Origin of the sequence: Nocardioides sp. NBC_00850 (assembly GCF_045207335.1) — a bacterium.
Taxonomy (GTDB): domain Bacteria; phylum Actinomycetota; class Actinomycetes; order Propionibacteriales; family Nocardioidaceae; genus Nocardioides.
Genome location: NZ_CP108845.1, coordinates 3,705,304 through 3,718,124 on the forward strand (window position 1 = coordinate 3,705,304; position 12,821 = coordinate 3,718,124).

General features: G+C 65.6%; 13 protein-coding genes. 11 read left to right on the forward strand and 2 right to left on the reverse strand.

What is annotated here, in order from left to right; genetic code table 11:
• Window positions 1–654 precede the first annotated feature (654 nt).
• The 9 genes from OH802_RS17935 to OH802_RS17975 all read left to right on the forward strand — a co-directional run bounded on the left by OH802_RS17935 (window position 655) and on the right by OH802_RS17975 (window position 9,519).
• On the forward strand, window positions 655–2,034 hold the full coding sequence (locus OH802_RS17935) for an MFS transporter (RefSeq protein WP_406020664.1): 1,380 nt from the start codon (window positions 655–657) through the stop codon (window positions 2,032–2,034).
• 52 nt (window positions 2,035–2,086) lie between these two features.
• On the forward strand, window positions 2,087–3,115 hold the full coding sequence (locus OH802_RS17940; protein WP_406020666.1) for a zinc-binding dehydrogenase: 1,029 nt from the start codon (window positions 2,087–2,089) through the stop codon (window positions 3,113–3,115).
• A gap of 32 nt (window positions 3,116–3,147) precedes the next feature.
• Window positions 3,148–4,650, forward strand: a complete 1,503-nt coding sequence (locus tag OH802_RS17945; protein ID WP_406020668.1) for an aldehyde dehydrogenase family protein — start codon at window positions 3,148–3,150, stop codon at window positions 4,648–4,650.
• A 113-nt stretch (window positions 4,651–4,763) separates the two neighbouring features.
• Entirely contained in the window at window positions 4,764–5,534 is a 771-nt protein-coding gene (locus OH802_RS17950) for an IclR family transcriptional regulator (RefSeq protein WP_406020670.1), read from the forward strand.
• Between the two features lie 701 nt (window positions 5,535–6,235).
• On the forward strand, window positions 6,236–6,757 hold the full coding sequence (locus OH802_RS17955) for a PadR family transcriptional regulator (protein WP_406020672.1): 522 nt from the start codon (window positions 6,236–6,238) through the stop codon (window positions 6,755–6,757).
• Window positions 6,754–7,743 carry a zinc-binding alcohol dehydrogenase family protein gene (locus OH802_RS17960; protein WP_406020674.1) on the forward strand — a complete coding sequence of 330 codons (990 nt, stop codon included), beginning with the start codon at window positions 6,754–6,756 and terminating at the stop codon, window positions 7,741–7,743. The genes OH802_RS17955 and OH802_RS17960 overlap by 4 nt, the downstream gene beginning before the upstream one ends.
• An 89-nt stretch (window positions 7,744–7,832) precedes the next feature.
• Window positions 7,833–7,985: a hypothetical protein gene (locus OH802_RS17965; RefSeq protein WP_406020676.1), complete on the forward strand. Its 153-nt coding sequence runs from the start codon at window positions 7,833–7,835 to the stop codon at window positions 7,983–7,985.
• 19 nt (window positions 7,986–8,004) lie between these two features.
• The gene (locus OH802_RS17970) at window positions 8,005–8,346 is read left to right on the forward strand and encodes a hypothetical protein (RefSeq protein ID WP_160023009.1); all 342 of its coding nucleotides are present in this window, start codon (window positions 8,005–8,007) and stop codon (window positions 8,344–8,346) included.
• A 216-nt stretch (window positions 8,347–8,562) separates the two neighbouring features.
• Window positions 8,563–9,519, forward strand: coding sequence for a type IV toxin-antitoxin system AbiEi family antitoxin domain-containing protein (locus OH802_RS17975; protein ID WP_406020678.1), 957 nt, complete (start codon window positions 8,563–8,565; stop codon window positions 9,517–9,519).
• Window positions 9,520–9,570: 51 nt separating this feature from the next.
• Here OH802_RS17975 and OH802_RS17980 read toward each other — a convergent pair whose 3' ends face one another.
• Together OH802_RS17980 and OH802_RS17985 are read right to left on the reverse strand one after the other, a co-directional pair.
• Window positions 9,571–10,194 (reverse strand): class I SAM-dependent methyltransferase, encoded by a 624-nt coding sequence (locus OH802_RS17980; RefSeq protein WP_406020680.1) that lies wholly within the window; start codon window positions 10,192–10,194, stop codon window positions 9,571–9,573.
• 6 nt (window positions 10,195–10,200) lie between these two features.
• Window positions 10,201–10,827 (reverse strand): GNAT family N-acetyltransferase, encoded by a 627-nt coding sequence (locus OH802_RS17985; protein ID WP_406020682.1) that lies wholly within the window; start codon window positions 10,825–10,827, stop codon window positions 10,201–10,203.
• A 167-nt stretch (window positions 10,828–10,994) separates the two neighbouring features.
• Between OH802_RS17985 and dop the strand changes: the two genes are divergently transcribed.
• Both dop and OH802_RS17995 read left to right on the forward strand, forming a co-directional pair.
• On the forward strand, window positions 10,995–12,506 hold the full coding sequence (dop, locus tag OH802_RS17990; protein ID WP_406020684.1) for a depupylase/deamidase Dop: 1,512 nt from the start codon (window positions 10,995–10,997) through the stop codon (window positions 12,504–12,506).
• Window positions 12,507–12,622: 116 nt separating this feature from the next.
• The gene (locus tag OH802_RS17995; RefSeq protein ID WP_008356645.1) at window positions 12,623–12,820 is read left to right on the forward strand and encodes a ubiquitin-like protein Pup; all 198 of its coding nucleotides are present in this window, start codon (window positions 12,623–12,625) and stop codon (window positions 12,818–12,820) included.
• Window position 12,821 lies beyond the last annotated feature (1 nt).

Genomic DNA, 12,821 nt, shown 5'->3' on the forward strand with positions numbered 1-12,821 from the left:
GAGATCCGGGAGCGTGCGGCGCGACCCGGTCGCGACCCGGAAGGCATCAGGGTCCTGCCGGGGCTGCTCCCCAGCGACCTCCTTCGCGTGTGAGCACCCTCGCTGCCAGGTTTCACGCTGACTTCTGGGAGTTCGGCTGGCCTCGCCGAATCGGTATACGACGTTCACTGGGCCACATGCAGAGCCACGCAACTCTGGACTGGGCGTGAGGTCGCGGCCCGGGCATCGGGCGACGCCAAGCAGTGCAAATTCGCGGCGGCGCGCATTGACGAAGTCTCATAATGCTGGATATCGTCAACCCACTGCACTGGTTTGTGGTGCTCATCACAGGTAAGTGCGGTCACTTCGCGGCAGCCTGTTGGGGACGAGTCGGGTGTGCCTACCTGACGATTCGCAGCCAGCCGGCAGTGCTCCTTAGTCAAATCTGCGTTCGCTTCGTACGGGATCGAGTACCAAGCAAAGGGTGGTATCCGGCATGACCAGACATCTTCGAACGAACCCACGCGAGGCTCGTGTGCCGATCTGGGCCGACCCCAATCGCGGCATGTGGGGCGCGGCATCGACCCCGGCCTCCGGGGGCAACTTCTACGCGACCGACGCCTGGTGCACATCGAGGGCGACCCGATCAGGGGGTGTGGACAAATGAGCGCGCGCGTGAATGCGAGCCAACGGCTCGACAACCTCCCGATCGGCAAGTTCCACCGACGCCTAGTAGTGCTGGTCGGCCTCGGAATGTTCTTCGACTCGTTCGACAACACGCTCTCGTCGGCGGTGCTGGCGTCGATGCTCCCCATTGGCTTCTCGACCCTCGAACTGAACTCGCTCTTCCTGTCGGTCACCTTCGCCGGGCTCGCGGTCGGAGCGGCGTTCGCTGGCTGGCTCAGCGACCGGGTCGGGCGTGGCTTCGCGTTCCAGTTCAACCTCGCACTCTTCGGTGTCCTCGCGCTGCTCGCGGCAATGGCGCCTTCGATGGAGATACTCATCGTCCTACGAGGAATCATGAGTATCGGTATGGGCGCCGAGTACGTCATCTGCTACGGCATGATCACCGAGTTCATCCCACGAGGACACCGCGGCCGATACCTGGGCGTGCTCGGCATCTTCGCCGGACTGGGGGTGTCGATGTCGTCCTTGCTGGGCTGGGTCGTCATCCCCGAGTTCACCTGGCGCGGGATGTTCGTCATCGGGGGCGTTGGAGCTCTGGTCGCCTGGTGGCTGCGCCGAGGAATGCCGGAGTCGCCGAGCTGGCTGGAGTCCCGGGGTCGGTACGAGGAGGCGGAGACTGCAATCCAGCGGATCGAGAGGGAAGCCGGCGTCCTGACTCCGGCGGGTAACCCGACATCGGTTGACCAGCACGTCCAGCCCGAGGATGAGAAGGCCGAGTGGGTCCCGATCACGGTGCTGTTCTCCCGGCCGGTCATCCGACGCACGTTGATGGCTCTGATCCTGACGGTCACGTGCCTGTTCGGCTCGTACTCGATCACTGGCTGGATGCCGACGTTCTTCGTCGAGCAGGGGATGACGGTGTCGAAGTCTCTGGGCTTCAACGCGGCCATCATGTCTGGATACGTCGCCGGGCCGCTGTTGTGTGCGTTCATCGTCGACGGCGTCGGTCGTCGCCGCAGCATCGTCATGTTCGGAACGTTGGCCGCGTTGTTCGCCGCCATCTACCCCTTCATGAGCGACCCCAGGCTGGTGATCGGCGTCGGATTCGTCCTGGTCGCCATGGTCGCGTCGTTCCTCACGCTGGGCCTGGGAACGTGCCCGGAATACTTCCCCACCGCGTTCCGCTTCCGCGGCGGCGGCCTCGCTCAGGTGGTCGGGCGGGTCGGTTTGATCGTGTCCCCGTTCATCGTGCTGGGACTTTTCTCCAACTTCGGGGTCGTTGGTGTGATCCTGGCGGTCTCCGGGATGTACCTCGCCGTGACCGCGCTCAATGCCTTCGCGGGAGTCGACACCTCGGCCGAGGCACTCGAGGAGATCGCTCCCGGCGAGGATGCTGGTCAGTCCGAGGTTCGCGGAGCGACCTCATGACCGCACCCAACAGCCGCCCAGCCGACCTCGAGACCATCAAGGAGCAGTGACAATGAAGGCAGTAGTTTTCCTGGGCGAGGGCAAGCTCGACATCCGCGAGGATCCCGACCCGGTCCCCGGCCCGGATGAGGTGGTCCTTCGGATGAAGGCTTCCGGCATGTGCGGCAGCGACCTCAATCATCTGCATGGCCCTCTGCGTACCGGTGATCAGTTGGTGATCGAGGGCCACGAACCCTGTGGTGTCGTGGAGGCTGTCGGCGATGCCGTACGACCCAGCGAGGCCAAGGTCGGGGATAGGGTCATGGTTCACCACTACGACGGGTGCCGTACCTGTCGCTACTGTCGCTCCGGCTGGACGCAGTACTGCCCGAATGCGCGCAAGGTGTTCGGCGGGCTGGACGGCGACGGTGGGCACGCGGACTTCATGAAGGTCCCCGCACACACACTGATCGCCCTGCCCGATTCGCTCTCGTTCAAGACTGGTGCGGCGATCTCGTGTGGCACCGGGACGGCATACGGCGCGATCAAGCGGGTCGGGCTGACGGCTGATGAGACCGTTGCGATCTTCGGGCAGGGGCCGGTCGGTCTGAGCTGCACGATGTTGGCCAAGGCGTTCGGTGCCAAGGTTATCGCGCTCGATGTGGAGCCGTCTCGGTTGGCCATGGCAGAGAAGTTCGGCGCCGACCACGTCGTCAACTCACAAGAGATGGACCCCGTCGCCGCTGTTCGTGCCCTGACCCATGATGGCGATGGCGCGGACAAGTCCATCGAGTGCAGCGCCAACGCCGCCGTTCGTCGCCAGTCGGTGCAGGCACTGCGACGCTGGGGTACCGCATGCATGGTCGGCGTCTTCGGCAAGCTCGAGCTGGACAGCGAGGAGCTGATCCAGATGCAGAAGACGGTCCTCGGCTCGCTCACGTTCAGCAAGAACTTGCAAGAGGAATGCGCCCTGTTCGTCGCCGAGCGAGGCCTGGATGTGGAATCGCTCTTCACCGACGAGTTCAGGCTCGACGAGGCAGAGCGGGCCTACGAGCTGTTCGACCAGCGCCAGATCGGCAAGGGCGTCTTCGTCTTCGGCTGACGGATCATCGACGATCCGGTGAGAGGAAACCAGTGACTACCACCACCCAGCAGCCCGTCGCGCTGTGCGACCAGGCTCAGCGCTACCTGTTCCAGGAAGCGCACGATCACTTCATCGACGGTCAAGGCGTCCCGTCGGCGTCCGGGCAGACGATTGCCACTGTCAACCCCTCGACCGGCGAGGTTCTGGCGAACCTCGCCGCCGGGGACCAGGCCGACGTCGATCGCGCGGTTCAAGCCGCGCGCCGAGCGTTCACGGGAACGTGGAGCGGCTGGACGCCCTATGAGCGTCAGGCGTTGTTGAGGTGCGTCGCGGACGTGCTGGACGCTCGGTTCGAGGAGCTCATCCAGATCGAGGCCATGGATATGGGAGCCCCGGTCTCGAGGCTACGCAACACCAAGCCGGCCATGATGAAGATGCTGTCGTTCTTCGCCTCTCAGGCAACGAACATCTCCGGTGAGACCCTCATGAACGGCATCCCGGGTCCGGTGGCAACGATGACGCTGAAGGCTCCCGTCGGTGTCATCGGTGGGATCATCCCCTGGAACGGCCCTCTGAACAGCCAGTTCTGGATCATCGGTGCTGTCTTGGCCAGCGGATGCACGGCGGTGCTCAAGCCCTCGGAGGATGCATCGCTCTCGGTGCTGCGAGTCGCCCAGATCCTCCACGAGGCAGGGGTGCCCGAAGGGGTCGTCAACGTCGTCACGGGCAGGGGGTCGGAGGCGGGACACGCTTTAGCGGCCCACCCCGACGTCGATCGGATCGCCTTCACCGGTTCGACCCAGACCGGACGCAGCATCATCGAGGCGTCGACGGTGAACATCAAAAAGCTTCAGCTGGAGCTGGGCGGCAAGTCGGCAGACATCGTCTGCGCGGACGCAGATCTGGACAAGGCAGTTCCGGGGGCAGCCATGGGTGTCTTCGCCAACTCCGGCCAGATCTGTTTCGCCGGCACCCGAGTTCTCGTCCAGCGGCCGATCGTCGATGAGTTCACCAGCCGACTGATGACGTTCATGGACACGCTGCGGGTGGGACGGAGCCTCGATGAGGCAGCGACTCTGGGACCTCTCATCTCCGAAGCTCAGCTTGAGAAGGTCCTCTCCTACATCGAGGTCGGACAAGACGCAGGCGCCGAACTGATACGCGGAGGCGAGCGGTTGGGCGGAGACCTCTCGAGCGGATACTTCGTGAAGCCGGCCGTCTTCGGCGGCGTGACCAACCAGATGCGTATCGCTCGCGAAGAGATCTTCGGTCCAGTTCTGTCGATTCTGCCGTTCGATGATGTCGACGAGGCCGTCGCGATCGCCAACGACAGCGAGTACGGCCTAGGGGGCGCGGTGTGGGCGCAGAACTTGTCCACCGCGCTCCGGGCTGTTCGAGGCGTACACACCGGCACGATGTGGGTGAACTGCTATGGCCACATCGACCCCATGATCGGGTTCGGTGGGACGAAGATGAGCGGGTACGGCTCGAAGGGAAGCTCCGCTCACATGGACACCTACCTCTACACCAAGAGCGTCTACATCGAGATCTGATCCGGGCACACATGCCGCGCGAGACAGACGACCGGCGCGGCCACTGCTGCGGATGCGCTTGGCGGCCGATGAATGTGTGGCAGGAGTTCCATATTGCGGGATATCGTTCGGGTGTGACTGAGACGGTGAACGCAGAACCCGAGAGCAGCCTGGGCAAGATGCTCCAGGTCCTTGACCTGTTCAGCGAGTCCGAGCCCGTCTGGTCAACGGCTTCGATCATCGACGCTCTGGAAGCGTCAAGGTCGACAGGCTATCGCTACATCAAGACCCTGCATGACGCGGGACTGCTCAACGCGGTTCGAAACGGCTACTACGCTCTCGGCCCACGGATCATCGAGATGGACCTACAGATGCGCCTGACCGATCCGCTGCTGCTGGCCAGCGAGGGCGTGCTCGATGAACTGGTGGACAAGATCGGGCATTCGGCCCTGCTCTGCACGGCATTCCGCGACTCGGTGCTGTGCGTCGGTGAAAGCCGTGCCCCACTCAGCCCCGAGAACCGCTTCAGCCGGGGGCAACGTCGGCCGCTGTTCCAGGGAGCGGTCTCCAAAGTGATCCTCGCGTACCTTCCGCATCACCGTCTCAAGGCCATCTATCCACAGCAGTGCAAAGAGATCGAGAGCGCCGGCCTGGGGAGCACATGGAGCGAATTTCGTACGTCACTCGGCAGGATCAAGAGAGACGGCTACGCCCTGACCGTGGGTGAGTTCAACCCGGGTGTCTACAGCGTGGCGGCGCCAATTCTCACCGACCAAAGGACTGCCCTTGGCAGTGTCGGGGTCGCGTGGGATGAAAACGAGCGGCGCGATGTCGATGTCGAGCATGCGGTGCTAGCCGTCAGGGGCGCGGCAACGACCATTTCGGAGCGCTTGACCATGCAGTAGGCAGGTTGAGGCGACGCTGGGCGGAGCGGCACCGCGGTGGGTCCGAGTCGCGTCCGTGAGGCAACCCACGAACAGTTCTGGCGCGTCCGATGGCTCCAGCGTCATCGGCAAACAGACCGCCCCTCGCGAACTTGTCGAGACCAACTATCCGGGCCCGGCCGCCAGGGAAGGTTGTGCAGGTACGCCTTGCCGGAGCGTTCTGGGACAGTCTGTTTGATTGGACAGTTTCAACATGGACGCGTGCCCGACTAGGCTGAAATGAGTTGTGGCCCTTCCTGAGGCTCCCAGGTTGGGGCCACAATCCACTGTGCGCGAGGGGACATGAACCCGCCGTGGCGTCCGGAGTCAAGCGATGCCTTCGTCTTCAGGAGCTGTTGACGGTGTCAACGCCGAGGTTGATTTCGGGAGGTCTCCGACGACGTCCCGACGCCTGATGAGCCGCCTGAAGCGCCTTCGCGCAGATCGTCTTCATCCGCGCGCTCATCACCGGAAAGCAGGGCACCGAGCCCGGCCGTTCCATCGAGCAGGTCTCCAACACGGGTCAGTATCTGTAACCTGTGTCGACCGCATAATCGGCCCGCCACCTGCGAAAAGGATGGCGGGCCGATTGCTGTCTGCTGCCATGCGAGGGCCGCCAGGGCGTTGATCCCTAAGGCGGGAACGTTAGGACAATACCTCGAATCGAGGTATTGTTCGGTGGCGTGAGCATCATCGACGTCATGGTCCTCGGCTTCCTGGCCGAAGGACCCCAGCACGGCTACGAGCTGCGCCGGAAGATCGAGCAGCTGTACGGCCACACCCGACGGATCAGCGACGGCACGCTCTATCCCGCGACCGACCGACTCGAACGCAACGGCTACGTGACTAAGGAGTCCGAGCCCGGACGCGGGCGGGCCGGTCGACACACACTCACCCTCACCGACGCAGGACGGACTCATCTGCTCGAGACGATCCGCACCGCCGACGGCCATGACATCACCGACGCGAGCCGGTTCTTCGTCATGCTCACCTTCCTGTCGCTGCTGCCGCACCGTTCCGACCAGCACGCGGTCCTGCGCCGACGACTGGAGTTCCTGGAGACGCCGGCGAGCTTCTTCTACGACGGCGACCGCCCGGTCCGGGCCGAAGAGGTCGCCGACCCCTACCGACGCGGACTACTGCTGACCGCCCGTGCCACCAGCGCCGCCGAGAGGGCCTGGATCAGAGAGGAGATCGACTCGTGAACTCGAGCGAGACCATGCGAGCTGTTGTGCTGGAGGCGCCCGGACCGGTGGAGGCCCTGCAGGTCCGGGACCTGCCCCTCCCGGAGCCCGAACCGGGCTGGGTGCGGATCCGGGTCAAGGCGTTCGGGCTCAACCGCTCGGAGCTGCACACCCGACTGGGGCTCGCCGGGGACTCGGTGACGTACCCGCGGGTGCTGGGCATCGAAGCCACCGGCGTCGTGGATCTTGCGCCGAGTGGTGAGTTCGAGCCCGGGCAGCAGGTGATGACGATGATGGGTGGGATGGGACGTACGTTCGACGGCGGCTACGCCGAGTACACCTGTGTTCCCGCGGGACAGGTCATCCCGTTCCGCTCCGACCTCGACTGGGCGACGTTGGGGGCCGTGCCGGAGATGCTGCAGACGGCCTACGGCTCCCTGACCGTCGGAGTCGGCATCGAGGCCGGTCAGAGTCTTCTCATCCGAGGCGGCACCTCGTCGGTCGGGATGGCGGCAGCGGTGCTCGCCAAGCGGAAGGGCCTTCGCGTTCTCGCCACCACCCGGAGCGCGGCCAAGGCCGGGGCGCTCGAGGCGATCGGGGTCGATGACGTACTGGTCGGCGACGGCGACGTCGCGGCTCAGGTGCGGCGGCTGCTTCCTGAAGGGGTCGACGGCGCGATCGAGCTGATCGGTACGCCGACGCTCCCCGACACGCTACGGTCCACCCGCGTCCACGGCACGGTCTGTTTCACCGGGATGCTCTCGAACGTGTGGACCGTCGAGGAGTTCTACCCGATCGACTATCTCCCCACGGGGGTTCGGCTCACCGCCTACGCCGGTGAGGCCGACGATCTCCCGGCCGACATTCTCCAGGGATTCCTCGACGATGTGGCCGCCGGTCGTGCGGTGGTGCCGATCGACACGACGTACGACCTCGACAGGATCCGTGAGGCTCACCAACGGATGGAGGAGGGCACGGCCAGCGGGAAGCTCGTCGTGGTCCTTTGAAGCCGGTAGCGGAGTCTATTCGGCTGCGGGTGGGCGGCTCGCGGGCTAGTGTTTGAGCGTTCGCGCGCCGGTGAGAATGGGGGAGCCAGATGGCAGCGTGGTTGCTGATCGTTGCCGGAGTAGTGGCACTCGTCGTAGTCGTCGTGGTGGTAGCTGTCGTGGCGCTGATCGCGGCGCTGTCCGGTCGAGCCGAGCGAACCAACATTCAGCACAACGTCGGGGACATCGACCCCGGCATCTGATCCCCTAAGGTTGATCGACGTGGCAGACGAGATGGCGCGCAAAGACATCGAGGCAGGGCTGGAGACCCGCCATGAGCTGGGCGATGCGTTCGACGCCGAACTGGTCGCCGGCTTCGCCGACCGCATCGAGAAGACCGTTCAGGAGCGAGTCGGCGCCACCGCCGCCGCGCGCACCCTCGCCGAGCGCAACGAGTCGCGCACCTCGGTCTTCCAGTTCGTCCTAGGCGCAGGCTCCGCCGTCGCCGGCATCCCGATCAGCATCACCCTCGGCGTCACCGACAATCTCGGCGCCCTGGTGATCTCCTGGGTCGGCCTCGTCGGCGTCAACGTCGCCCACGCGCTGCGTACGCGTAAGCGCTGAGGCGCCGGGGTGTTCCTCCGTCAAGGTATGCAGACGAAGTAGAACATCCCTTGCGGACCTCCGCTGGGGATGTGTGCCTTGACCTGCATACCTTGACGGAGGAACACGACGTACGTCGGTGCCACCTGCCGTCCACCCGGCGGTTCGATCCAGGGTTATCCACAGGGTGGGGGAATTGGGTTTCCTGCCTCGAGCCGCAGCGTGAAGGTTGCGGCTATGGATGCACTTCACTACTTCATCGAGCGAGACGGCTTCTTCACCACCCAGATGGCGCTGGAGGTGGGATACGCGAAGCGGGACATCACTCGTATGGCACGTTCGGGCGAGTGGCACCGGATTCGTCGCGGTGCGTACGCGCCAGGCGCCATGTGGCTCGAGCTCGACCCGGTGGCACAGCATCAGGTCAGGGCTCGAGCGGTGATGCGGTCGCTGGGCGACTCGGTGGCGCTGAGCCACATCTCTGGCGTGGTCGCCCACGGCATCGACGTCTGGAGCCTGCCGCTCGACCGGGTTCACGTCACCCGTCTCGACGGTGGCGCCGGCAGGATCGAAGGTGACGTTGTCCACCATGAAGGCTTCAGTCTGGACCACGAGGTGGTGGAGGCCGACCGGATGAAGGCGATGCTTCCGGAGCGATGCGTGCTCGAAGCGGCGTCTCGCGTCGACACGGAGACCGCGTGGTGCCTGCTTGACGCCGGGCTGCGGAGCGGAACGTTCGATCGAGACCGCCTGGAGGCGGCGTACGAGGTTATGCAGCACTGGCCGTTCATGCACCGAGTGAGAGGTCTGGTTCCGTTCGCAGACGGAAGATCGGGCTCGATCGGAGAGTCGCGCGGCAAGCATCTGTTCCGTTCCTTCGGCCTACCGCAGCCGGAGCTTCAGTACGAGGTGCGTCGAGCCGACGGTTCGATCGCGGGAGTGACCGACTGGGCCTGGCCCGAGTACGGGCTGCTGGGCGAGTTCGACGGACGGATCAAGTACGGCCGCCTGCTCAAGCCGGGCCAGGATCCCGGGGACGTGGTCTTCGCAGAGAAGCGGCGCGAGGACGAGCTGCGCGAGATCACTGGGTTCTCGATGATCCGCTTGATCTGGAGCGACTTCGCCAACGCCGCGATGACCGCCGCACGCGTACGCCGGGCCCTGAGCCTGTCGAAAGGTATGCAGACGAAGTGACACATCCCGTGCGGAACTCCGCCGGGGATGTGGGCATTCACCCGCATACCTTTACGAAGGAACCGCGCGCCCGACCGAGAGATACCCCCACGGGCGCGAGAGGGAGGGCCCGGGGAGGTAGGACTGCTCCAGACGGTCGAGGGTGAAGCCGGCGGCCTCGACGAGCCGCGGGATGTCACGGGTGAGGTGGCAGCCGCCGAAGAGGCGCTGCTGAAGGCCGTCGAGGCGATGCTGCCAGCGGGCGACGCCGGGGTCGGGGGAGAGGCCGTGCTCGGCGAAGCCGATGGTGCCGCCGGGACGCAGGACGCGGCGCAGCTCGGCCAGGGCGCCGGCGACGTCGGGGATGGTGCACAGCGAGAAGGTGACCAGCCCCGTGTCGACCGAGGCGTCGGCGAGCGGGAGCCGGGCGCCGTCGAGCCCGACGCGGCTCACCGGGACCGATGAGCCCGAACGACGCGACGCAGAGAGCTGCCAGGCGACGTCGGAGGGCTCGACGGCGACGATCTCGGTGACCTCGGGCGGGTAGAGGCCGATGTTGCTCCCGCTGCCGAAGCCGATCTCGACGACTTGGCCGCGGAGGCCGTCACAGGCCTGCTCGCGCAGCGGCTCGAGCTGCGCGATGCTGCAGGTGCGGTCCACGATGTGTGGCACCACCCGCGCTTCCCAGAGTCCCATGGGAGCTCACTCTTCCATCTCGCCGGTCCATTGGACACCGAGCAGCATCGAATCCTCGCCCTCGACGAGCGTCGTGAAGCCGATGCGCCGGTAGAACCCGATCGCGCGGGTGTTGCCGGCGGCGACGCCGAGGTGCGCGCCGCGTACGCCGGCGACGTGGAAGGCGCCGAGCATCATCCCGATCAGCTCCTTGCCGACGCCTTGGCCCTGGGCGCGGGGGAGCAGGTTGATGTGCAGGTGTGCCGGGAACTCGCTGAGGATCTCGCCCAGCATCCGCGGCGGGCGGTGGATCTGGGAGCGTAGCCGGGCGTTCCAGTCGCTGCGGTCGTGATCGGGCCCCGGATCGGGGTTGACGACGCGGAGCGCGGGCCACCAGTCCTCCTCGCACTCCTTCTCAAAGGCGCGGGTGAACGGGGTGCCGACGACGTAGCCCACCACGCCCTCGGAGTCGACCGCCACGAACCCGAGCCCGAGACGCAGCACGATGTAGGGAGCGGCGTAGATGTTCCCCGGCAGTCGGGGGTCGTCGTAGAACTCGGTCGCGTCCTCGCCCGATGCCCCCGTGAGCAGGCAGATCGAGAAGATGTCGTCGAGGTCGTCGGCGGTGGCGCGCCGGATCTCAGGAGTTCCCATGGCCCAACCTCACCATGACCCGCTTCCGCCGACGACATACCCCCGGACATCGCGTTTCACTAGCGGTCTCCTCCTGGTGCCGCCCAGCCGAACAACCTCGGGCAAACCTCAGCGTGGCGTATGGATGCTCACGTGCCTTCGTGCACGTGGCCGGTAGCCTTGCAGGCATGAGCGTACGACGGGTGATGGGCACGGAGGTCGAATACGGAATTTCCGTGGCCGGACAGCCCCAGGCCAACCCGATGGTGGCGTCCTCGCAGGTCGTCAATGCGTACGCATCCTCGACATTGAACGCGAGGAGAGCGCGCTGGGACTTCGAGGAGGAGTCGCCGCTGCGCGACGCGCGCGGGTTCGACATGTCGCGGCAGGTGGCCGATCCCAGCCAGCTCACCGACGAGGATCTCGGACTGGCCAACGTCATCCTCACCAACGGCGCCCGGCTCTACGTCGACCACGCCCACCCGGAGTTCTCCTGCCCCGAGGTGACCAACCCGCTGGACGCGGTGCGCTGGGACAAGGCCGGTGAGCAGGTGATGCTCGACGCCTCCCGCGCGGCCGCGCGGCTGCCGGGCAACCCGCAGATCCACCTCTACAAGAACAACACCGACAACAAGGGTGTCTCCTACGGCGCGCACGAGAACTTCCTCATGCGCCGCTCGACCGCGTTCGCCGACATCGTCAAGCATCTGACCCCGTTCTTCGTCTCCCGGCAGGTCTTCGCCGGCGCCGGGCGGGTCGGGATCGGCCAGGAGCGCCCCAAGCACGGTTTCCAGATCTCTCAGCGCGCCGACTTCTTCGAGGTCGAGGTCGGGCTGGAGACCACGCTCAAGCGGCCGATCATCAACACCCGCGACGAGCCCCACGCCGACCCGGAGAAGTACCGCCGCCTCCACGTGATCCTCGGCGACGCCAACCTCGCCGAGATCTCGACGTACCTCAAGCTCGGGAGTACGTCGCTGGTGCTCGCCATGATCGAGGACGGCTACATCACTCGTGATCTCAGCGTCGACGGCCCGGTCTCGGCGTTGCGCGCGGTGTCTCACGACCCATCGCTGAAGACGCTGATCACGCTCAAGGACGGTCGCAAGCTGACCGGTGTCCAGCTGCAGATGGAGTATCTGGACCTGGCCAAGAAGTTCGTCGAGGAGCGCTACGGCTCCGACGCCGACTACCAGACCAAGGACGTCCTGGAGCGCTGGGAGTCGGTGCTCGACCGCCTCGAGCGCGACCCGATGGAGTGCGCGACCGAGCTCGACTGGGTCGCCAAGTACAAGCTCCTCCTCGGCTACCGCGACCGTGACGGTCTGGAGTGGGACGACCCCAAGCTCCACCTGATCGACCTGCAGTACGCAGACATCCGCCCCGAGAAGGGCCTCTACCAGCGTCTCGTCCGCGCCGGGCGGATCCAGCGCCTGCTGACCGACGACCTGGTGGAGAAGGCGATGCACGAGCCGCCGACCGACACCCGGGCGTACTTCCGCGGGCGCTGCCTGGAGAAGTACTCCGAGAACGTCGCCGCGGCCAGCTGGGACTCGGTCATCTTCGACCTGCCCGGGCGCGAGTCGCTGCAGCGGGTGCCGACCATCGACCCGCTGCGCGGCACCAAGAAGCACGTCGGTGGCCTGCTCGACTCCTCCGACACCGCCGTCGACCTCTTCAACCGGCTGACCGGTTCCTGAGCGTCGAACGCGACTCGTGCCACATCTCGGCCCAACGTTCGACTTCTGCTTCCTCCCGTAGCGAAATCGGGCATTGTTTCCTCAGGTTTGTCGGTGCTAGTGGATAGGTTGAAGACATGGCACAGGAGCAGAAGCAGCCGAAGAAGTCCTCCGAGACGGAGGAGTCCGTCGAGACCGCGCCCGAGACCGATGTGAATGAGCGCAAGGAAGCGCTTGACTCCGACGTCGACGACATCCTGGACGAGATCGACGACGTCCTGGAGACCAACGCCGAGGACTTCGTGAAGTCCTTCATCCAGAAGGGCGGGCAGTAGT